The following is a 20,809-nucleotide window of genomic DNA, read 5'->3' as shown; positions in this document are numbered from 1 at the left end:
ATTGTTCCTAAAATGGGTTTAGGTTCGGTGAAGTTGCGCACCTAACGCTGCACGGCCAAACGACGGTAGAGTGCTTCGATCTGGCCTGCCATACCCGCCAGGGCAAAGCGCTCGGCCATGTACTCGAGCCGGGCCCGCATCTCCGCCTGGGCCGCGTCGGGCCTGTCCAGCGCCATTTGCATCGCCCCGTGCAGGGCCTGCACATCATTGGCCGGCACCAGGCTTGCTGCCGTCGGCCCAAAAATCTCCGGAATCCCGCCCACCCGGGTGGCGATCACCGGTAGCTGTGCCGCTGCCGCCTCAAGCACAATATAAGGCAGCGATTCGGCGAGGGAGGGCACGACGGCAATTCGCCCGCGAGCCAGGCTGGGCCGAGCCGGCTGGGCGCCGATCAGGCTAACGCGGTCAGTCAGTGCCAGACGGGCGATCTGGGCCAGTAGGGCATCCCGGCTGCCGCCAGCCCCGGCCATCACCAGCGTGGCCGGATGACCATCGGTTCGTCTCAGGGCCGGCAGCGCCTCAATCAGCACATGCACGCCCTTGAGCTCGCGCAGTTCGCCAATGAACACAAAATCGGCCGCATCAGAATCGGGGTGCACCGGCACGAATTCGTCGGGCGACAAACCGTTGTAGATCACCATTGTAGGGCAGGTGGGGGAGGCGATCAGCGCAGCATAGGTCGCCTGCGCATACTGGCTTTCGAATATGATCGCGCCCGTTTGCCCCATCAGCCAGCGCTCCAACCCGTGGAATATCCGGCCCGAGAGCGACGCCTTGTCGAAGTGCAGCACCCCGCCATGCGGGGTATAAATTGCGACGGCCTTGCTGTTGCCCAGCCGAGCCAGTCGGGCATAAAACCCGCCCTTGGCGCCGTGACCGTGCAGTATGTCAATGCCCAGCGTGCGCGCCAGCCGGCGGATCGCCAACGGGGTAACCAGATCACCGCTACCGAGCAAGCGGGGCATAGCAAAGCGGTGAATGCCCAGGCTTGCATAGGGCGCCAATTCGGTCAGTCGGGATTCGGTCTGGGCGTCGCTGGCCAGGCTGTCGACCACCAGGCCCACTGCATGCCCATGTGCTGACAGCGCGCGAGTGAGGTCGGCGACATGGCGGAACAAGCCCCCCACCGGCGCCCGCATGACCTGCAGGATGCGCAGCTTGCGTGCCGTCATGCCGGCCTCCGTCAGAACCAGCGTTCAGGCACCACGACGGTGTCGCCCGGGAAGATCGGGAAATCCAGATTGACGCTACCCTTGACCATCTGACCGCCCTGGCGGCGATAGACCACGGCAGTCTGCCGGTCGGCCGTATCGGTGAATCCACCGGCCGTGCTGATCGCCGCGCGTACGGTCATGCCGAAGACATAGGGGAACTGGCCGGATTTGCTGATCGCACCCTGGATGAAGAAGGGGCGATATTCGGCCACCTCAACCGCAACATCGGGGTTGCGCATATAGCCATTGGCCAGTGCTGCGGCGATATTGCCGGCGGCCATTTTGGTGGTATTGCCCCGCACCTGCACGGGGCCGACCAAGGGGAATGCCACCGCGCCGCTATCATCGACGCGATAGGTGGCGCTCAGGTCAGCATCTCCATAGACAGTGACACGCACCGCGTCTCCGGTATCGAGCTGATAAGGACCCTTGGTTTCCACCAAATAGGTCGCTGTGCGCGTGGTGGCGCATGCTGCGAGCGGCAGCATTAAGGCAAGGGTGAGCAAGGGTAGCCAGCGCATCTAAAATCCCGCGCGTTTGAGGTGCCGCCACTGTTGCCGTCGCGTGGTTAATAAACCCCTTCGACCTGCAATGAATTCGCGCAACGTGCGAGCTACTTAACCAAATACTTACCACGCGAGCGCCATAAATCGCTGTATCTGAAGAGGAATAGCAATGACCTATGAGTCAACAGCCGCGCTCGATACGCGGATCGACATTGGTGCGGTGCTCAGCGCGATCGTCAGCCGCCTGCCGCGCATCATCGTGCTGACGCTGGTTTTGCTGGCTGCGACCTTTGTCCTGCTCATGTTTGTGCCTCGTCAGTACGAATCCTCGGCGTCCATTCTCGTGGAGTCGCGCAGCAATGTGTATACGCGCGCTCCAAATGAGCAGGCGCCGTCGCTGACAGGAGGAGAGCCGGGTGTTGTCTCCAGTCAAATCGCGTTGATCAAGTCGCGTGACACGTTGATGCGCGTCATTGATGAACAGGGCTTGCGTTCCGTGCCGGAGTTCAACGGCGGCGATGGGAGTGGCTATTCGCCGATGGCGCTCATCAGTCAGTTGCTGGGTCGCAAGACGACGCCAACCAGTATCGACGAGACCGTACTCAAAAATCTCTACGACAAGCTCACGGTCAGTCAGGAGCGCGATTCCCGGCTGTTCTCGGTACAAGTCCTCTCCACAGACCCGCAGCGCGCCGCCGACATTGCCAATGCCATTGCCAGTGCCCATGTGGCGCGCCGAGCTCAGCTTTCGCTGTCCGATACTGCCGACGCGTCCGGCTGGCTGCGTGACGAGATTGCCCGGCTGGAGGTCGTGGTCAAGGATGCCGAAACCGCCGTAGCCAATTACAAGGTCAGCAATGACCTGTTTACAGGTGCCAACAATGGCAGCCTGCTCGATCAGCAACTCTCTACCATTGCCGGGCAGATCAGTGCGGCACAGGAACGCAAGAATACCGCAGCTTCACGGGCGCAGCTTATCCGGGGCATGCTTGAACGGGGTCAGTCCATCGCTGGTGTTGCCGATGTGCGTGACTCGGTGGTTATTCAGCGATTGAGCGAGGAAAAGGCACGATTGCAAGGGGAGAAGGCCCAGCGCTCCGCAACGCTACTGGCCAGCCATCCCACCATCCGTGCGCTGACCGCCCAGATCGACGAGTTGGATAGTCAGATTGCCCTTGAGGGGCGTCGTGTGGCCAATGCCCTTGATGCTGAAGCCCAGATCGAGTCTGATTTGGAAGCGTCACTGAAGGCCAATCTGTCCAGCGCCAAAGTCTCCGCATCGACGGCGACCCAGGACACGGTGACCCTTGACGCTCTGCAGCGCGATGCCAAGGCCCAGCGCGACCTGCTGGAGAGCTACCTACAGCGCTACAACGAAGCCTCATCACGCACGGAAACCAACTCGGCACTGCCCGATGTTCGTGTCGTCAGCGTTGCTGCACCATCAGTATCGCCGGCCTCACCGAAGACCTCGATGATTCTAGTTGCCGTTGGCGTGGTGGCGCTGTTCGCTCAAATTGGCCTGGTCGTCTTTCTCGAAATGGTGTCCGGTCGCGCCATTATTGCCATCCAACCGCACCAAGGTTCGCAGGACGAACTTGAGGAAGTGCCGTTCAATGAAGCCGAACTGGAGCCCGACCAGCGATACGAGGCCGCATCCGACACCGGTAACACCAATTTCGACACCGAGATCGGCGACGATAACGAATTTACCCTGGCCGAGACCCGACACGATAGCGACGTACTCGAGCCAATCGTTGATGAACCGTTTGTCGCAGGCCCTGCGCTTGAGTTTGAACCCGATGTTGCATCGGAATCGACACGCGCGACGCGCTCCGTGGCGGCCGACTTCATCTCTGCACTAGTCGCCGAGTCGGCGCTTGAGCGGACCCAACCTGCTGTGGCCCCGGCACCAGCGGAGGCCATTCCCGATCTCCTCAGTATGTCCACCTTGGCCGCCGATGTTGGGCTGGGTCGGACCCATCTGGTGATGCTGGCGGCACATCGTCGCCATGCCGAATGCGAGGCGGTAGCCGAAGAACTCGTCGCCGAAGCGCTTGGACGCGGGCTTAGTGTCGCCCTGGTCGATGCGGGTAGCGCTCGTATCAGCGAGGAGCTCGGGCTGTCAGACTTGAGTGGCGACGTAGCCAGCTTTGGTGACGTGGTCCATAAATCCGCGGACAACAGCTTTGCCGAAATCCCCTGGGGACGGACCCCATCACTGCAACGTCAGTCCAAAAAGCCGGTGACGCTGGTCGAGGCTTTGGGTGACATCTACGAAGTTGTGGTGCTGCTAACGGGACGAGTAGGCATGAATTCCACTTTGCCCATGTTCGCCGGGATGAATGGCCGGGTGGTTCTGGTTGCCGATGTCGAGGACGACAGCGATGCGGTGGCTGACAGCCGGGCCCAATTGCTCGAAGCCGGCTTCAAGACCGTCGAGGTGGCTCGGGGACCGGCGCGCGTCGCCGCCTGATCGGAGCCCGCAATGTCTGCCAAATATGCGGCCATTCGTACCATGTTCGAGCTCATCTGGCTGGCGCGCCTGCCAGGCCTGGTGCGGCTCCTGTCGCGATCGCGCGGCGTGATTTTCACGCTACACCGGGTACTTCCCGATACACCCGCCGACTTCTCGCCGAATGCTATTCTGCAGGTCGAGCCGAGCTTTCTTGAATATGTCATCGAGCGCGTGCGTGACCTGGGCATCGATATTGTCAGCCTTGACGAAGCGCTTGTGCGCCTGGCTGCACCTGCCAAACCCCGCCCCTTCGTGGTTCTGACCTTTGATGATGCCTATAAGGACAATCTCAAATACGCATTGCCCATTCTGCAACGGCAGGAGGCGCCGTTTACCCTCTACGTCCCCACCGCGCTGGTGGATGGGGTGGGGGAGTTATGGTGGCAGGCCATTGAGGACATCATCACCCGCCAGGAGGCGATCACCCTGACTTCGGGGGAAGAGACTGACTACGTCGACACGAGAACCACGCGGCAGAAGCAGTCAGCCTTCGACGCCCTCTACTGGCAGATGCGCCAGATGCCGGAAGTTCAGCGCATCGTTCTGCTGCGCAAATTTGCCGCCGATTACGGCTACGATCTGGATCAGCAATGTCGGGATCTGATCATGGACTGGCCCGAACTGCGCCATTTTGCCGGGGAGCCGCTCTGCACTATCGGTGCCCACACTGTCCATCACTACGAACTGGCCAAATTGCCACTGGACCAGGCTCGCAACGAAATGGCCAAGTCGGCCGACATTATTCAGTCCCAGTTCGGGCAGCGGCCAGCCCATATTTCCTATCCGCTGGGTGGTCCCTTGTCGGCGGGGCCGCGCGAATTTGCGCTTGCCCGCGAAATTGGCTTTGCGTCAGGGGTCACGACGCGTCCCGGTGGGCTGTATGAGCACCACGCCGATAGTCCCCACGCCCTGCCGCGGATCTCGCTCAACGGTTACTTTCAATCTCGCCGTTATGTCGATGTTTTCGCGACAGGAGCGATATTCTCGCTGTTGGGAAAACTGACTGGTTGATCAGGCGTCTGGTTTGGCCATCCAGCGGATAATAGCCATGGCTGGATATAGCCAGCCCATGCCTGCGACGATGAAATAGGGCATCAGGATCCAGATCGGCAGGTCGGGCGGAAACGCCAGATAAACCGAGGTAAAGATCGATAGCCATGCGATGATAGACCCCAGAATGAGGAAGACACCGATCAATTTGCGGTTGCGCTGGGTCATGTGCGGCATTGCGCCTATTGCAGGAGAACTCGGTCGGGCATACCACTCTGACCCGTTGATCGACACTGGGAAAATGCCGTGACCACCGTCCACAATGCCGCACGCAGCCAAATCAACTATGCCAGTGATCGGCTCCGGCCGGTGCGCATCTGGCTCTATGCCATGGCTGGGTTGGTCCTGCTCATGGTGGTGGTCGGCGGCATCACCCGGCTCACCGGTTCTGGACTCTCGATCACCAGTTGGAAGCCGATCTCCGGCACCATTCCGCCGTTGAACGATCTGCAGTGGCAGGCCGAGTTCGATGCCTACAAGCAAATCCCGCAATATGAAGTGAACAATAGCTGGATGAGACTGGGTGACTTTAAGTTCATCTACTTCTGGGAGTTCGTGCACCGACTGCTCGGACGCCTGCTGGGGGTGGCTTTCCTGGTGCCCTTTCTGGTGTTCCTGGTGCAGAAGCGTTTTACCGCGCAATTGGCCTGGCCGCTTTTTGGGCTGTTCCTGCTCGGTGGTTTTCAGGGTTTGCTGGGCTGGTGGATGGTTTCGTCCGGCCTTAGCGTGCTCACCTCGGTCTCGCAATATCGGCTGGCCGCGCACCTGACCGCTGCTTGCCTGCTGTTCATTGCCCTGGTTTATGTGCCGCGATCACTAGAGCCTGGTCGCATTTCGGGCGTTGACCCCAGCCGTAATATCGGCTCGGCCGCCCTGTTGCTGGTGTTGATTATCCTTCAGATCGGGGCAGGGGCATTTGTCGCCGGTCTTGATGCGGGCATGAGCTACAACACCTGGCCACTGATGGATGGCGCGCTGGTCCCCAACGGCCTCGGTGTTATGCAACCGTTCTGGAAAAACCTGTTTGAAAATGCCCTGACTGTGCAATTCATCCACCGCACCCTGGCCTATGTCATCCTGGCCTATCTGGCTGTGCTGATCTGGCAGCAGCGAGCAGCCGGTGGGTTTTCCGGCGTGCATGGTTGGTTGCCGCGCATTGGTCTGCTGGTGCTGCTGCAAGTCGTTCTGGGCATTGGCACTTTGCTCATGGCCGTGCCCACCTCGCTGGCCGTCGGCCACCAGGCGCTGGCCTTCATGCTGGCGGGTGTTACCTTGGCCTACATTGCCGATATGCAGCGGGCCGCTCGTGTCACGCGTTGATTGTGGTAACATAATACCGCAATTGTAATGCTTTGATTTCATTGCTTAAATTCAAAGCTGTTGACGTCTGCAGGAATCCCGCATAAACGAGCCAGCGAACGTGACGCTTTCTCCTCAGGAGAGGGTTGATCACCCCAAGAATTTAGGGAATTCAAGCATGAGCACTTACTCGGCAAAACCGAGCGAGATCGAAAAGAAGTGGATCCTGATCGATGCCGAAGGCCTCGTCGTGGGTCGCGTCGCTTCGATCATTGCTTCGCGTCTGCGCGGCAAGCACAAGCCAACTTTCACACCACACATGGACATGGGCGACAATATCATTGTCATCAATGCCGACAAGGTGAAGCTGACCGGCCGCAAGCTCGATCAGCACAAGTTCTACTGGCACACTGGCCACCCTGGCGGCATCAAGGACCGGACGGCCCGCGAGATCCTCGAAGGTCGTTTTCCTGAGCGCGTGCTCGAGAACGCCGTTCGCCGCATGATGCCGGGCGGCCCGCTGACCCGTGCGCAGCTGAAGAATCTCCGCGTCTACACTGGCGCCGAGCATCCCCATGAAGCGCAGGACCCGGCCAAGCTGGACGTTGCTGCGATGAACCCCAAAAATGCGCGGGTGAAGTAATATGGCCGAAACCATCAACTCCCTCGAAGACCTCGGCACCACCACCGTCGCTCCTGTCGTCAACACCGCACCGGTGCACGTTCAGAAGCTCGACGCCCAGGGTCGTGCCTATGCCACCGGCAAGCGCAAGAACGCGGTTGCCCGCGTCTGGATCAAGCCAGGCAAGGGCACTGTCACGGTCAATGGCCGTGAGTTCGCCACATACTTTGCGCGTCCCGTGTTGCAGCTGATCGTCAAGCAGCCAATCGTGGCAACCGAACGCACCGATCAGTATGACGTCGTCGTCACGGTGGCCGGCGGCGGTCTGTCCGGTCAGGCCGGCGCCGTGCGTCACGGCATTTCCAAGGCTCTCAATTTCTTCGAGCCGGGCCTGCGCCCAGTGCTCAAGAAGGGTGGCTTCCTGACCCGCGATAGCCGCGTTGTCGAGCGCAAGAAGTACGGCAAGGCCAAGGCCCGCAAGTCCTTCCAGTTCTCCAAGCGTTAAGCTGGAACTGCCAAAAATTGCAGAGGGGTCGGGAAACCGGCCCCTTTTTTACCTTTGCAGCATGCGGTGCCTGCGGTCGTTCTGCCGCGTCAGCACTATTATTGTGGCCTCCGCCCGCTGACATTGTCGGCCGGTTCACCTATCTCAGCGCCATGAACAGCCTCGTCACCCGCTTCCACCTGTTGCTGACCGCCGTCACCATTGCCATTACCGGCGTGGCGGTGCTGCGTGTGCCGGTCGACTTCGGTTTTGTCGCCCTCTGGTCCGGCGGCACCCCGGTCTGGCAATGGCCGCGCGATATCGCCCTGGCTGTGGGACCGGCCGTCTCGTTGGCGTTGCTGGTTGGTTTTTTTGTCATCGGGCGGTTGCTCAGCAAGAACCACTTCGCCAAGACCCAGCACATTCTCGATCCGGCCCTGACGCTGCTGCTGGCGATTGTCGCTGCGACCCAACTCGGGCTGCTGCTGGTCGGGGTCGGCTCCGATCTCGATATTGTTCGTCTCACCGGCTTCGGACTGGGCGCAACGCTGCTGCTGCTTGGTGTCGTGCTGTTTGAGGCGGAGCGGCACACCTATGCCGGACTGCGCATGCCTTGGCCCATTGCTTCGGATCGCGCCTGGAGGCTGGTGCATCGCGCTGCGGGCACCACGACCTTTCTGGCCGGCGTAACCCTGCTGGCGCTGGCCTGGTTCGATGTTGGCATCGGCGTGCTGGTGATCGGCTTTGCGGTTGCGATGCTGGCCCCTGCGCTGGTCGCCGCACTGATATCTCTGTTGGCGCGCAACTAGTTACCGAGTTCGCACAGCAATTGCCCGGGAGCGGTTGCGGCCGGCAGGATTTTCTCACCATATGCTAACATTTGGAATGCCATGTGCTGTGCACATCCTGTCAAAGACGTAGGGTGTTGCCTAATTAGTCGGCGATCTGCCCAGCAAGTGGGCGGACGATCCGGCAGGTCACAGGTGCATCATGTCTCCCACAACACTCTCTGCTGCCCGGCCGCCGCGCCCGGCAAAACCCTTCTACAGCACCTTCGGTTTTCAGGTTCTGGCGTCCATGGTGGTCGGCCTTATCCTCGGCTTGATTGCCCGGCAGATGGGCCCTGATGTCGCCGGCAACGCCAACTGGCTGAGCCTGACGCTGGCCACTATCGGCTCGACCTTCGTGTCGCTATTGCGCGCTCTGGTGCCGGTACTGGTGTTTACTGCCATCGTCGCCTCCATCGCCAATCTGCGTGAGCTCAACAATGCCGCGCAACTGGTCTGGCAGACCCTGTTGTGGTTTGCCATTACCGCGTTGATCGCGGTGTCCATCGGCATCGCGCTTGGGCTGCTCATCCAGCCCGGTCTGCATACAGGCGTTTCCGCTGAGGCCGCCCGCCTGCCGTCCTCGTCGGGGTCGTGGCTGGATTTCCTCAAGGGACTGATTCCCGCCAACATCCTGGGTCTGCAGGCCTCCACCCGCATCACCGATGGCTCGGCCAGCACCAGCCTGAACTTTAACGTGCTGCAGATCCTGGTGGTCGCCATTGTCGTGGGCGTTGCGGCGCTGCGTGTCGGCCCCGCGGCAGATACGTTCCTGGCGTTCAATCGCTCGTTCCTCAAAATCATCCACAAAATCCTGTGGTGGGTGATCCGGCTGACCCCGATCGGCACCATCGGCCTGCTGGGCAATGCCGTGGCCGTCTATGGCTGGGACGCGCTGGCCCAACTCGGCTGGTTCTCCGGCGCCATCTATATCGGCCTGGCTCTGGTGCTGTTCGTGGTCTACCCGATCCTGCTGCAGGCCAATGGCCTCAACCCGATCCGCTACTTCCAGAGTGCCTGGCCTGCGATCCAGCTCGGCTTTGTTTCGCGCTCCTCAATTGGCACGCTGCCGATGACCGAACGCGTTACCGAGCAGAATCTGGGCGTGCCGCGTGAATATGCTGCCTTCGCTGTGCCCCTGGGCGCCACTACCAAGATGGACGGTTGCGCCGCCATCTATCCGGCGATCGCGGCAATCTTCGTCGCGCAGTTCTTCGGTATTCAGCTTGGCCTGCAGGAATATCTGCTGATCGTCTTTGTCTCGGTGCTGGGGTCAGCCGCCACGGCAGGCCTGACGGGCGCCGTGGTCATGCTGACGCTGACCCTGTCCACGCTGGGCCTGCCGCTGGAGGGCGTCGGCCTGCTGCTGGCCGTCGATCCGATTCTTGATATGGGTCGCACCGCGGTCAATGTGGCTGGCCAGGCGCTGGTACCCACCATCGTTGCCAAGCGTCAGGGCATCCTCAATCAGGAGGTCTATGACCGGGGCGGAAGCATTGATGCCCTCGACGTCAATGACGCCGTGCCTGCCTGACGGGCTCACGCAGGACCTGTAAAAAGGGGAGGCGAAAGCCTCCCTTTTCTGTGCCAGAGCGAACGCACGCCAACAGGCGAGGAACGTTTCGGCAAAAGTGACACCAGTCTTGCGGTTCGAAAACCCGACCCAACAAAGACCTTCAGCGATGGCGCCGTTTCAGCGAAACGATGGCATGCGCTAGCCCACCTTTTTCAGCGCTTGCTTGACCTTCTTGACAGGCTTGACCTTGCTGACGCGCGGCACATAATTGGCCATCACGCGCTCGATCACCTTGATGGCCTTATCGGTACCGTCTTCGGCATGCAGCTGTTCGGCTATGTCGCTGGCGTTGCGGCGGTAATCGGGATTGCTGCTCAGATCGGCCAGCGCGCCGGCCAGGATTTCCGAGGTCAGCTTGCGCAGCCGTACCGGTTTGGGGCCGCAGCCCAGTTCATAGACGCGTCGTCCCCAATAGGGCTGGTCGACGGCCTGTGGCACGACAAAAGTCGGGCGGCCCAGATGCAGCCCTGCCGAGGTCGTACCGGCGCCGCCGTGATGAACGACGGCAGACACATATTTGAACAGCTTGTCGTGCGGCGCCTTCTCGATGGCAAAAATCGTCTCGGGCAGGTCTTTGGGATTGATCCCACCCCAACCGCGCGCCACCACGGCCCGACCGCCCCACATCGCCACCGCTTCCTTGAGGATCCTGGTATTGCGCTCGGCCCCGAAGGGCATTGAGCCAAAGCCGATATAGACCGGCGCGTCTCCCTCGGAGAGGAATTTCTGGAACTCGGCAGAAGGTTGCCAGTCCGAGCGGTCCTTGAGGTTCCAGTAGCCGGTGACGATGGCGCTTTTGGGCCAGTCGCGCGGCCGCGGCGATACCACGGGGGAATAGGGGTACAGCGTTATCAGCGAGGTGCCGTCGGTATTGCGGAAGAAGCCACCCTTCTTGCGCGAATCCAGCCCCATCAGCTCGCGCCGCAGCTTGTTGCGCGGCAGATTGTAATAGATCTGCTGCACCGTCATGGCGGTATAGGTCAGCCGGTTGAAAGCGGGCCCGAAATCGGCGCCGTAGTAGATGCAGAGCGGGAATTCACTGGTCGAGTTCAGCGGCTGCAACGCCACCATGATGGCCGGAACATGCAGCGCCTCGGCAATGTCGATGCCAAAGCTGGTGTTCATGTTCAGGATCAGCATGTCGGCGCCCTGACACATCTGCCAGGCATGCCGGGCGGCGGTATCGACGATCTGCTGACCCTGCCGCAGCAGGGAAGGGCCGTTGATGAGCATGGACTGGCTCATCGCGTTCTCGAATCGCTGCTGGGTCAGGAACGACTGGATCGATGGTCCCAGCGTGTGGAATTCGATGCCGTAGCCCTCGACCATGCCCTGAAATTCTTCGGACGCACCCAGTACGACAGAGTAGCCGCGCTCTTGCAGCGCAATGGCCAGAGCAAGATAGGGTTGAACGTCGCCCTGCGTGCCGATTGTGACAAGGGCAATGCGCTTCAAGTGTCTAACCTCACCGTGTGGCAGCCGTGGAGCCCAAAATTGGCATCCGGCCCGCCATTTACAATACCTCGACGAGGAATTATGAACGGCTATCTATAGTGGGTTTCAATACAAAAATCGCATTCGAAGGGCAAGGGACATGCAGTCTCTGTACACTGTTGCTAGGGTTGGAGCTTCGCTCGCCGGCAGTGCAATGGCTGCGGCCGCCCTTCCGGCGGCTGGCGCAAACGCCCGCTAGCTCTTCCCGCATGGCCCCCACCGGCCGGGAAGAGCCGAACATCACCAAGCGGCCAGCGGGTCTTTAACCCGTTTACAACCACAATTCCGCGATAATCGGCCCCATAATGGGGTTTGGCGCTGCATCGGCGCGTCGTGGCCCACGTTTGGTCCTTGTCGGACCGCAGAGGAAATCATGAGCGAAGAGTTCCATCGCATCCGCCGCCTGCCACCCTATGTCTTCGAACACATCAATCCGATCAAGGCCAAGGCGCGCGCGGAAGGGGTCGACATTATTGACCTCGGCATGGGTAATCCCGATCTGCCGACGCCCGAACACATCGTCAAGAAGCTGCAGGACACGGTGCTCGATTCGCGTACCCACCGCTATTCGAGCTCCAAGGGCATCCCGGGACTGCGCAAGGCCCAGGCCAGCTATTATGGCCGTCGCTTCGGCGTAAAACTCAATCCGGACACCCAGATTGTTGCAACGCTGGGCTCCAAGGAAGGCTTTGCCAACATGGCCCAGGCGATCACCGCGCCTGGCGACGTGGTGCTGGTGCCCAATCCGACCTATCCCATCCACTCCTTCGGCTTCATCATGAGCGGCGGCGTCGTGCGCTCGATGCCGGCCGATCCCAATGAAGACTTCATGCGCTCGCTCGATCGGGCCGTGCGGCACTCGATCCCCAAGCCGATCGCGCTGGTGCTGAACTATCCGGCCAATCCCACCGCCTACACGGCCACGCTCGATTTCTACACCGAAGTGGTCAAGTACTGCCGCGAGAACGACATCTTCATCCTCTCCGATCTGGCCTATTCGGAGATCTATTTTGATGATGTGCCGCCCCCCTCAGTGCTGCAGGTCCCCGGCGCCATGGACATCGCGGTCGAATTCACCTCGATGTCCAAGACCTACTCCATGCCGGGCTGGCGGGTGGGCTTTGCCGTTGGCAATGAACGCCTGATCGCGGCCCTGGCGCGGGTCAAATCCTATCTCGACTATGGTGCCTTCACCCCCATCCAGGTGGCGGCCACCGCTGCCCTCAACGGCTCTGACGATGTGGTCGAGGAGATCCGCAAGATCTACAAATTCCGCCGTGACGTGATGATCGAGAGCTTTGCCCGCTCGGGCTGGATCATTCCGGTACCCAAGGCCACCATGTTTGCCTGGGCGCCGATTCCGCCGCAGTTTGCTCATCTCGGTTCGCTCGAATTCGCCAAGCTGCTGATCCGTGAAACCGGCGTTGGCGTTGCTCCCGGCGTCGGCTTTGGCGAATACGGCGATCAGTATATCCGGCTGGCCTTTGTCGAGAACGAACAGCGCATCCGTCAGGCGGCGCGCAACGTCAAGAAACTGCTGGGCTCCAAGACCGGGTCGGGCAATGTGGTGCCACTGGCCGGCTGATCCCCACTTCGGACGCTCAAAAGCGGGCCATACTGTCTCAATTGGGCGGTATGGCCCGGATCATATGGGGTTCTGGCTAAACTCCTATTGACGGCTAGGCATTTACCTACGCAGATGTCGCCACCATGAGTGATATCCAGTCTTTCCGCCAAGCCGTCGAATCCTTCATCTCCGCACGCGGCTGGACGCCGACCCGCTTCGGGCGCACCGTTGCCGGCGATCCGCTATTCGTGTTTGACCTGCGTGAGGGGCGCGAACCGCGCTCCGACACCCGCACCCGCATCCTCAAGGCGATGCAGGATTTCGGCGATGGCGCGGCGCTGCCGCCGCTGCGGGTCGGTGTGGCCGGCCTGGGCAATGTCGGTGCCACCCTGGTCAGCATCCTGCAAAAGGATGGCGCTGAACTGACCAAAAAACTTGGCCGCCATCTCGTGGTGACCGCCGTTGCCGCTCGTTCGCGCTCGCGCGATCGCGGTATTGATATTTCGGGTCTGGATTGGTTCGATGATCCGGTCGCCCTGGCGAAATCGGATGGTATCGATCTGTTCGTTGAACTGATCGGCGGCGAAGACGGTCCGGCCCTGGCCTCAGTCAAAGCCGCGCTGGAACTCGGCCGTCCAGTGGTCACTGCCAATAAGGCACTGCTGGCCAAGCACGGCACCGAGCTGGCCAAGCTGGCCGAGAACACCGGTGCCCAACTGGGCTTTGAGGCCGCCGTGGCCGGCGGCATACCGGTGATCAAGACGCTGCGCGAGGGCCTCGGCTCGGCGCGCATCGCCAAGGTGTTCGGCATCATGAACGGCACCTGCAACTATATTCTCACCCGCATGGGCAAGGAGGACATCTCCTTTGCCGATTGTCTCAAGGACGCGCAGGCGCTCGGCTATGCCGAAGCCGATCCAAGCTTCGACGTGGATGGCCACGACACCGCCCACAAGCTGGCGATTCTGGCGACGCTGTGCTTTGGCTATGAACTGGCGCCCGACAAGATCCGGGTCGACGGCATAACCGGCATCACCCAGCACGATATTCGGGTTGCCGCTGACCTTGGCTACAAGATCAAGCTGCTCGGCATCGCCCAGCGCACTGAGGACGGCATCGAGCAGCGCGTGCATCCTACCTTTGTGCCCAAGGACAGCGCCATTGCCGGCGTCGACGGGGTGATGAACGCCATCGCGCTCGAAACCGACCATGTGCATGAACTGCTGCTGGCTGGCCCTGGCGCGGGCGGCCCGCCCACCGCGTCATCGGTGCTCTCGGACATTCTCGATATCGCCCGGGGCACCCGCGTGCCGCCGCTCGGCGTGCCCAGTGACGAGTTGTTGCCCTATCGTGAGGCGTCGGTGCGCCCCCATGATGGCGGCTACTATATTCGCCTGAGCGCCAAGGATGTGCCGGGCGCACTGGCCGGCATCGCCACCCGCATGGGCGAACGGGGGATATCCATCGATAGCGTCATCCAGCGGGCCGATTTGAGTGCTAAGGCTGTGGCGCCGGATGGCTCGCCAGTCCGCACTGTGGTGATGATCACGCAGCAGACTTTGGAATCAGCCGTGCGTGAATCGCTTGCGCAGATCGCTGCCGACGGGTTTATCGTGGGACAGCCGCAATTGATCCGGATCGAAACGCTCTGAACCCCGCCGGGGCAGTCGAGCCCCGGGAGGACAGATGAAACTCAACAAAGCCGACGACAGCAAGAACCCAGCCCATCTGCATCGCAGCCTGACGCTCGAGCTGGTGCGTGTCACCGAACGCGCTGCAGTGGCTGCCGCCGAATGGCGCGGCAAGGGTGATGAAAAGGCTGCCGACGACGCCGCCGTGAAGGCGATGAAGGCCGAGCTGGATACCGTTGCCATTTCCGGCCGCATCGTCATTGGCGAGGGCGAGGAGCTCGAGTGCGACGACCTCTATATCGGTCAGTCTGTCGGTGCGGGGCAGGGGCCTGAAGTCGATATCGCCGTCGACCCGCTCGAAGGCGTCACCCTGTGCGCCAAGAATCAGCCCGATTCGATCGTGGTCCTGGCCATGGCCGAGCGCGGAGGCCTGCTCAACGTCGCCCGCAATGTCTATATGCACAAGATCGCCATTGGCGCCGGCTATCCGGCAGGCACGGTTCATATCGACTGGGCCGCAACCGAGAACGTCAACGCCCTGGCCAAGGCCAAGGGCGTGCCGCTCAGCGAGATTACCGCCATCGTGCTCGATCGCCCGCGTCACGCGGCGCTGATCGAGGAATTGCGCACCACCGGGGTGGCGGTCAAGCTGATCAGCGATGGTGACATCGCCGGGGTGATTCACGCCGTGAACACCGAGGATACCGGCATCGATATCTATCTTGGCTCGGGCGGCGCGCCCGAGGGCGTACTGGCGGCAGCAGCCTTGCGCTGCATTGGTGGCCAGATGCAGGGCAAGCTGATCCTGGACACACCTGCCAAGCGCGAGCGGGCCATTGCCATGGGCATTACCGATCACAACCGCATCTATGACGTGACCGAACTGGCGGCCGGGGATGTGCTGGTGGCCGCAACCGGGGTGACCGACGGCAGCTTGCTGGAAGGGGTCAGGCTGCGCCGCGACTGGGTTCAGACCAGCACCGTGGTCATGCGCTCCTGGAGCCAGACCGTGCGCTGGATCAGGGCGCGGCATGCGCGGTAATTGTGCTTGCTGCCCCTCATCCGCCTTGGGGGCCTTCTGCCGTGGAGGGAGGGAATGAGAGACCTCGACCACCAGCCTCAAATCGCCTACCCCTGAGCCATGCTTGACGCGCCGCGCCCATTTCTTGACGTTTCCCGTTCGGTCACCGGCCGCGCCTGGACCGACCGGCTGGATGCAAGCTCCACCCGCATCGCGACGGCCATTGCCCAGCGCTCGGGGGTCTCGGAAATCCTTGCCCGTGTGATGGCGGCCCGCGGGGTCGCGCTCGATGACGCCGAGAAATATCTCGAGCCCACCATTCGCGAACTGATGCCCGACCCATCCACGCTGATCGGCATGGACGAGATGGCGGATCGCCTCGCCAAGGCCATCGCCGACCATGAATCGATTGCCCTGTTTGGCGATTACGATGTCGACGGCGCCTGTTCCTGTGCGCTGATGGCGCGATTTCTGCGCCATTTCGGCATTGAGCCGCAGGTGCACATCCCCGACCGCATATTTGAAGGCTATGGCCCCAATATCGGGGCGATGGACAAGCTGATCGATGCCGGCGCCAGCTTGATCATCACGCTGGACTGCGGCACCACCAGCGACAAACCCATCGCTCATGCCCGCAGTCGCGGCGCCGATGTGCTGGTGATCGACCACCATCTGGCCGATCATGCGCTGCCCGAGGCCAATGCGCTGGTCAACCCCAACCGTCCCGATGATATTTCCGGTCTGGGCTATCTCTGCGCCGCCGGCGTCACCTTCATGGTGCTGGTGGCGGTCAACCGCGTGCTGCGCCAGCGCGGCGACACCGGTCTGCCCGATCTGCTCAAGCTGCTCGACATTGTCGCGCTCGGCACGGTCTGCGATGTGGTGCCGCTGGTCGGGCTCAACCGCGCCTTTGTCGTGCGCGGGCTGGAAATTGCCCGTCGCGGCGACAATCACGGCATTGCCGCTTTGGCCCTGGCGGCGCGCGTCTCGGGCCCGCTCAACCCCTATCATCTGGGCTTTCTGATTGGCCCCCGCATCAATGCCGGCGGCCGTATCGGCAATGCCGCTTTGGGCACGGAACTGCTCACTGTTGATGACGAACACCACGCGCTCGCCATCGCAGCGCGACTGGATGAACTCAATACCGAACGCCAGCGCATCGAGGTCGAGGCTGTCGAAGAAGCGGTCGCCGTCGCCGATATGGAGATTGGCAGCGGTGATGGCCCGCCGGTGCTGGTGCTGGCCTCCGCTAACTGGCATCCCGGCGTCGTTGGGCTGATTGCCTCACGCCTCAAGGACCGCTTTGAACGGCCTGCCTTTGCCATTGCGCTCAATCCCGACGGCACCGGCACCGGCTCGGGGCGTTCCATGCCTGGCGTTGATCTGGGCAGCGCTGTCATCCGGGCAGTCGAATCCGGCCTGCTGATCAAGGGTGGCGGCCATGCCATGGCCGCTGGCATCACCATTGGTCCGGGCCAACTCGGACCGTTCCGCGCCTATCTGGCCGATGCGCTCTCGCGTGATGTGGCTGCCGCCCGCGCCGCCACCGCCCTCAAGATTGACGCGGCGCTGACCGCGCGGGGTGCCAGCATCGATCTGGTCAAGGATCTGGAGCGGGCAGGGCCCTATGGCGCGGGCAATCCGGGGCCGATCTTTGCCTTCCCCGCCCACCGCGCCAAATTCGCCCAGGTCGTCGGCAAGGGCGGCCATATCAGTTTTGCGCTGGTGTCCGAAGATGGGGCCCGGCTCAAGGCCATCGCCTTCCGCGCCGCCAGCACCGCTATTGGCGATACGCTGCTGCGCGGCGCGGACAGCGCCCTGCATTTTGCCGGCAGCCTGGGCATTGATCACTATCAGGGGCGCGAACAAGTGCAGTTTCGCCTGATCGATCTGGCCAAGCCCAAGGGCTGATCGTAACCTTCTGCTGATCCATCCCGTTGTTGCCTGCGTATCATCTTGCACAGGCCCCGACGGAGAGACCCGACCATGACTGCCCCCACCATCGCCGTTATCGGTTCGGGAATATCAGGTCTCTCGGCCGCCTGGCTGCTGTCCCAGACCCAAAACGTCACCGTTTTCGAGCGGAATGCCCGGCTTGGCGGCCATGCCAACACCATTGAGGCGAAGACGCCTGAGGGCCAGATCGCCGTCGACACCGGCTTTATCGTTTACAATGAGCAGAATTACCCCAATCTGACAGCGTTCTTCGATCACCTCGGCGTACCCACCGCACCCTCGTGGATGAGCTTTGCCGTCTCGATCGGCGAGGGTCAGCGCGAATATTCCGGCGAATATCTCAATGGCCTGTTTGGCCAGCGCCGCAATATCATTCGCCCCGAGCATTGGCGGCTGGTCAGCGACATCATGCGCTTTTTCCGCAAGGCCGAGCAGCAGATCGCCACCTGCCAGGACGATCTGTCGATCGGCCAGTTCCTCGACCGATTTGGCTATTCGCGTATTTTCATTCAGGACCACATCCTGCCCATCTCGGCGGCCATCTGGTCGACGCCTTCGCGCGGCATGCTGGATTTTCCCGCCAAGACCTTCATTGAATTCTTCGCCAATCACTCCCTGTTGCAGGTCAATAACCGCCCGACCTGGCGCACGGTGCAGGGCGGCAGCCAGCAATATGTCCAGCGGATTGCCGCCCAGCAGCGTTTTGAAACCGTGCTCGATGCCAGCATCCACTCCGTCGCGCGCCATGCCGAGGGCGTCGAGATCTTCTTTGCCAACGGCCGCCGCCGCCAGTTCGATCAGGTGGTCTTTGCCTGCCATGCCGATGAGGCGCTGGCACTGCTGGCCGATCCGAGCGACGCCGAGCGCAATATCCTGGGGGCCTTCCGCTTCAACAACAATCATGCGGTGCTGCACACCGACGCCAGCTTCATGCCGCGTCGCAGACATTTGTGGTCGTCCTGGAACTATCTGCGCGGCGGCGCGGGCGAAGATGGCCTGAGCCTGACCTATTGGATGAACAGCCTGCAGCCGCTGGCCACCAAGTCAAATCTGTTCGTGACGCTCAACCCGCACCGCGAATTTGCGGCCGACAGCGTGCAGTATGAGGTCGACTACGCCCACCCGCTGTTCGACGCCGCCGCGATCGCCGCCCAAAAGGACCTATGGCAGGTGCAGGGCAGCCAGCGCAGCTGGTTTGCCGGCGCCTGGATGGGCTATGGTTTCCATGAAGATGGTCTGCAGGCCGGGCTGGAGGTGGCCGAGCGCATCGGACCCGCCCAGCGTCCCTGGCGGGTCGGCCAGCAGCGTGGCCGTATCGCGCACAACTGGGCTGAAGGAGACCAGCGCCTATGGGCCGCGCAGTAGCTCAGCAGAAGTCCGATTTTGGCGCGCTTTATGTCGGCGACGTGGTGCACAAGCGTGCCCGTCCCAAGCGCCACGCGCTGCGCTATCGGGTGTTCTCCATGCTGGTCGATCTCGATCAGCTGGCAGCCCTGGATCAAAAGCTGCGCTTGTTCTCGCTGAACCGGTTCAATCTGGTATCGCTGATGAGCAGCGATTTCGGCCCGCGCGATGGCGGCAGTATTGCCGATTTCATCCGAGCCCGGGCGGCAGCGGCCGGCGCCGGCGAGATCGCCCGCATTCGCATGCTGGCCTATCCGCGCCTGCTCGGCTTCGCCTTCAACCCCATCACCGTCTACTATTGCGACGATGCCGCCGGGGTCACCCGGTTTCTGGCCTATGAGGTCAGCAATACCTTTGGCGAGCACCATTTCTATCAGGCTGCGGTCGATGCCCAGGGCCCTGAAATCCAGCACGAAACCAAGAAAGCGTTCTTTGTTTCGCCGTTCAATACGCTTGAGGGCACGTACCGCTTCTCCATCCGCCCTCCGGGTGACGAGGTGTTTGTCGGCATCACCCTGGTGGGTCAGGAAGGGGGTATTCTGACCGCCTATTTCCAGGGTGAGCAGCGCCCGCTGACCGACGCAATGCTGTTGAAACTGCTACTTGCATATCCATTTATGACCGCTAAGGTAGTGCTGGGCATCTACTGGGAAGCCTTGCTCTTGTGGCTTAAAGGTATGCCGCTGACGCTAAAATTGCGGCGACAGCTCAAGCGCGGACACCAAGCTTAGTAGGCAAGTTGGATCTCTGGGGCCAATGAACAAGACAGCAATAGACAATGCCAGCACCGGCGTGACTCCGTGGACGCGGCTCGTTTCCTGGGTTGTGGACGCCATCGGTTCGTCCCTTATCGGCCATCCAAAACATGGCGCCGTAACGGTGATATTTCCCAATGGGCGCACCCGCACCATTGGCAATCCGGCGACCGGCGGGCACTCGGTGCTGCGCCTCAACAATTTCCGCGTGCTCAGCGAAGCCATGCAGCGCGGTACTGTCGGTTTTGCCTCCGCCTATATGAACGGCGATATCGAAGTCGATGATCTGACGGCGCTGTTCCGTTTCTATCTGCAGAACCGCGATACCTTCGAGCAGGCCAATCCGGGATTTTTCCGCAAGGCAGCCGGGGATCTGCATTACCATCTATCGCGCCGCAACACGCTCGAAGGCTCCAAGAAGAACATTGCCGAGCATTATGACCTGGGCAATGACTTCTACGGCCAGTGGCTCGACCCTTCCATGACCTATTCCTCGGCTGTGTTCACCTCGGGTGATCAAAGCCTCGAGGAGGCCCAACGCGAAAAATACCGTCGCGTCGCCGATATGGCGGGCGTTACCGAAGGTTCCTCCGTGCTGGAGATCGGCTGCGGCTGGGGTGGGTTCGCTGAAACCGTGGCCAAGGACTACCGTGCCAATCTGCGGGGCATAACCCTGTCGGCCGAACAGCTCAAATATGGCCGGGAGCGCCTGGCCAAACAGGGGCTCGATGAGTTTGCCACCCTGGTGTTCGCGGATTATCGCCACACCGAGGGGCAGTTTGACCATATCGGCTCCATCGAGATGATCGAGGCGGTCGGCGAGGATAATTGGGACAGCTATTTTCAGACCGTGCATGACCGGCTCAAGCCCGGCGGCACGGCCGC

18 protein-coding genes are annotated in these 20,809 nt (G+C 61.5%); 14 read left to right on the top strand and 4 right to left on the bottom strand.

Annotated features, from left to right (window positions below; translation table 11 throughout):
* Positions 1-41 precede the first annotated feature (41 nt).
* Both Q8O80_RS20985 and Q8O80_RS20980 read right to left on the bottom strand, forming a co-directional pair.
* Positions 42-1,172 (bottom strand): glycosyltransferase family 4 protein, encoded by a 1,131-nt coding sequence (locus Q8O80_RS20985; protein WP_305583002.1) that lies wholly within the window; start codon positions 1,170-1,172, stop codon positions 42-44.
* Positions 1,173-1,183: 11 nt separating this feature from the next.
* Entirely contained in the window at positions 1,184-1,735 is a 552-nt protein-coding gene (locus Q8O80_RS20980; RefSeq protein ID WP_305583000.1) for a polysaccharide biosynthesis/export family protein, read from the bottom strand.
* Between the two features lie 154 nt (positions 1,736-1,889).
* Here Q8O80_RS20980 and Q8O80_RS20975 point away from each other — a divergent pair, with 154 nt between their 5' ends.
* Positions 1,890-4,196 carry a GumC family protein gene (locus Q8O80_RS20975; RefSeq protein WP_305582998.1) on the top strand — a complete coding sequence of 769 codons (2,307 nt, stop codon included), beginning with the start codon at positions 1,890-1,892 and terminating at the stop codon, positions 4,194-4,196.
* Positions 4,197-4,208: 12 nt separating this feature from the next.
* Entirely contained in the window at positions 4,209-5,249 is a 1,041-nt protein-coding gene (locus Q8O80_RS20970; RefSeq protein WP_305582996.1) for a polysaccharide deacetylase family protein, read from the top strand.
* Here the strand turns inward: Q8O80_RS20970 and Q8O80_RS20965 are convergent, their stop codons facing one another.
* Entirely contained in the window at positions 5,250-5,456 is a 207-nt protein-coding gene (locus tag Q8O80_RS20965) for a DUF2842 domain-containing protein (RefSeq protein WP_305582994.1), read from the bottom strand.
* A gap of 78 nt (positions 5,457-5,534) precedes the next feature.
* On the opposite strand from Q8O80_RS20965, the gene Q8O80_RS20960 reads away from it, so the two are divergent.
* From Q8O80_RS20960 to Q8O80_RS20940, 5 genes are all read left to right on the top strand, one after another.
* A complete protein-coding gene (locus Q8O80_RS20960) occupies positions 5,535-6,608 on the top strand; it encodes a COX15/CtaA family protein (protein ID WP_305582992.1) in 1,074 nt (357 codons plus the stop codon).
* A 157-nt stretch (positions 6,609-6,765) separates the two neighbouring features.
* Complete coding sequence (gene rplM / locus Q8O80_RS20955; RefSeq protein ID WP_305583025.1) at positions 6,766-7,230, top strand: 50S ribosomal protein L13; 465 nt, start codon at positions 6,766-6,768, stop codon at positions 7,228-7,230.
* Between the two features lies 1 nt (position 7,231).
* Positions 7,232-7,714, top strand: coding sequence for a 30S ribosomal protein S9 (rpsI, locus tag Q8O80_RS20950; RefSeq protein ID WP_305582990.1), 483 nt, complete (start codon positions 7,232-7,234; stop codon positions 7,712-7,714).
* A gap of 101 nt (positions 7,715-7,815) precedes the next feature.
* Positions 7,816-8,502, top strand: a complete 687-nt coding sequence (locus Q8O80_RS20945; protein WP_305582988.1) for an SdpI family protein — start codon at positions 7,816-7,818, stop codon at positions 8,500-8,502.
* A gap of 181 nt (positions 8,503-8,683) precedes the next feature.
* On the top strand, positions 8,684-10,054 hold the full coding sequence (locus Q8O80_RS20940) for a dicarboxylate/amino acid:cation symporter (protein WP_305582986.1): 1,371 nt from the start codon (positions 8,684-8,686) through the stop codon (positions 10,052-10,054).
* A 180-nt stretch (positions 10,055-10,234) separates the two neighbouring features.
* Here Q8O80_RS20940 and Q8O80_RS20935 read toward each other — a convergent pair whose 3' ends face one another.
* Positions 10,235-11,551: a glycosyltransferase gene (locus Q8O80_RS20935; RefSeq protein ID WP_305582984.1), complete on the bottom strand. Its 1,317-nt coding sequence runs from the start codon at positions 11,549-11,551 to the stop codon at positions 10,235-10,237.
* Between the two features lie 412 nt (positions 11,552-11,963).
* Between Q8O80_RS20935 and Q8O80_RS20930 the strand changes: the two genes are divergently transcribed.
* The 7 genes from Q8O80_RS20930 to Q8O80_RS20900 all read left to right on the top strand — a co-directional run.
* Positions 11,964-13,175, top strand: a complete 1,212-nt coding sequence (locus Q8O80_RS20930) for an LL-diaminopimelate aminotransferase (protein WP_305582982.1) — start codon at positions 11,964-11,966, stop codon at positions 13,173-13,175.
* A 293-nt stretch (positions 13,176-13,468) separates the two neighbouring features.
* Complete coding sequence (locus Q8O80_RS20925) at positions 13,469-14,809, top strand: homoserine dehydrogenase (protein ID WP_305583023.1); 1,341 nt, start codon at positions 13,469-13,471, stop codon at positions 14,807-14,809.
* A 34-nt stretch (positions 14,810-14,843) separates the two neighbouring features.
* A complete protein-coding gene (gene glpX, locus Q8O80_RS20920) occupies positions 14,844-15,830 on the top strand; it encodes a class II fructose-bisphosphatase (RefSeq protein WP_305582980.1) in 987 nt (328 codons plus the stop codon).
* Positions 15,831-15,929: 99 nt separating this feature from the next.
* A complete protein-coding gene (recJ, locus tag Q8O80_RS20915) occupies positions 15,930-17,720 on the top strand; it encodes a single-stranded-DNA-specific exonuclease RecJ (protein ID WP_305582978.1) in 1,791 nt (596 codons plus the stop codon).
* A gap of 75 nt (positions 17,721-17,795) precedes the next feature.
* Positions 17,796-19,130, top strand: a complete 1,335-nt coding sequence (locus Q8O80_RS20910; RefSeq protein ID WP_305582976.1) for an NAD(P)/FAD-dependent oxidoreductase — start codon at positions 17,796-17,798, stop codon at positions 19,128-19,130.
* A complete protein-coding gene (locus Q8O80_RS20905; protein WP_305582974.1) occupies positions 19,115-19,900 on the top strand; it encodes a DUF1365 domain-containing protein in 786 nt (261 codons plus the stop codon). The genes Q8O80_RS20910 and Q8O80_RS20905 overlap by 16 nt, the downstream gene beginning before the upstream one ends.
* Before the next feature lie 25 nt (positions 19,901-19,925).
* Positions 19,926-20,809 (top strand): cyclopropane-fatty-acyl-phospholipid synthase family protein (locus Q8O80_RS20900; RefSeq protein ID WP_305582972.1); only part of this gene is annotated, 884 nt, incomplete at its 3' end.

It is taken from the genome of Devosia sp., assembly GCF_030689745.1.
Classification (GTDB): Bacteria; Pseudomonadota; Alphaproteobacteria; order Rhizobiales; family Devosiaceae; genus Devosia; species Devosia alba.
Note: the sequence above shows the minus strand (reverse complement) of the source record. Positions and strands in the feature narration are given on the sequence as shown.

Excerpts from the sequence above, each read along its gene's own strand:
- Q8O80_RS20985 (WP_305583002.1), bottom strand. The coding sequence starts at position 1,172 with ATGACGGCACGCAAGCTGCGCATCCTGCAGGTCATGCGGGCGCCGGTG.
- Q8O80_RS20980 (WP_305583000.1), bottom strand. The coding sequence starts at position 1,735 with ATGCGCTGGCTACCCTTGCTCACCCTTGCCTTAATGCTGCCGCTCGCA.
- Q8O80_RS20975 (WP_305582998.1), top strand. The coding sequence starts at position 1,890 with ATGACCTATGAGTCAACAGCCGCGCTCGATACGCGGATCGACATTGGT.
- Q8O80_RS20970 (WP_305582996.1), top strand. The coding sequence starts at position 4,209 with ATGTCTGCCAAATATGCGGCCATTCGTACCATGTTCGAGCTCATCTGG.
- Q8O80_RS20965 (WP_305582994.1), bottom strand. The coding sequence starts at position 5,456 with ATGACCCAGCGCAACCGCAAATTGATCGGTGTCTTCCTCATTCTGGGG.
- rplM (WP_305583025.1), top strand. The coding sequence starts at position 6,766 with ATGAGCACTTACTCGGCAAAACCGAGCGAGATCGAAAAGAAGTGGATC.
- rpsI (WP_305582990.1), top strand. The coding sequence starts at position 7,232 with ATGGCCGAAACCATCAACTCCCTCGAAGACCTCGGCACCACCACCGTC.
- Q8O80_RS20940 (WP_305582986.1), top strand. The coding sequence starts at position 8,684 with ATGTCTCCCACAACACTCTCTGCTGCCCGGCCGCCGCGCCCGGCAAAA.
- Q8O80_RS20930 (WP_305582982.1), top strand. The coding sequence starts at position 11,964 with ATGAGCGAAGAGTTCCATCGCATCCGCCGCCTGCCACCCTATGTCTTC.
- Q8O80_RS20925 (WP_305583023.1), top strand. The coding sequence starts at position 13,469 with ATGCAGGATTTCGGCGATGGCGCGGCGCTGCCGCCGCTGCGGGTCGGT.
- glpX (WP_305582980.1), top strand. The coding sequence starts at position 14,844 with ATGAAACTCAACAAAGCCGACGACAGCAAGAACCCAGCCCATCTGCAT.
- recJ (WP_305582978.1), top strand. The coding sequence starts at position 15,930 with ATGCTTGACGCGCCGCGCCCATTTCTTGACGTTTCCCGTTCGGTCACC.
- Q8O80_RS20910 (WP_305582976.1), top strand. The coding sequence starts at position 17,796 with ATGACTGCCCCCACCATCGCCGTTATCGGTTCGGGAATATCAGGTCTC.
- Q8O80_RS20905 (WP_305582974.1), top strand. The coding sequence starts at position 19,115 with ATGGGCCGCGCAGTAGCTCAGCAGAAGTCCGATTTTGGCGCGCTTTAT.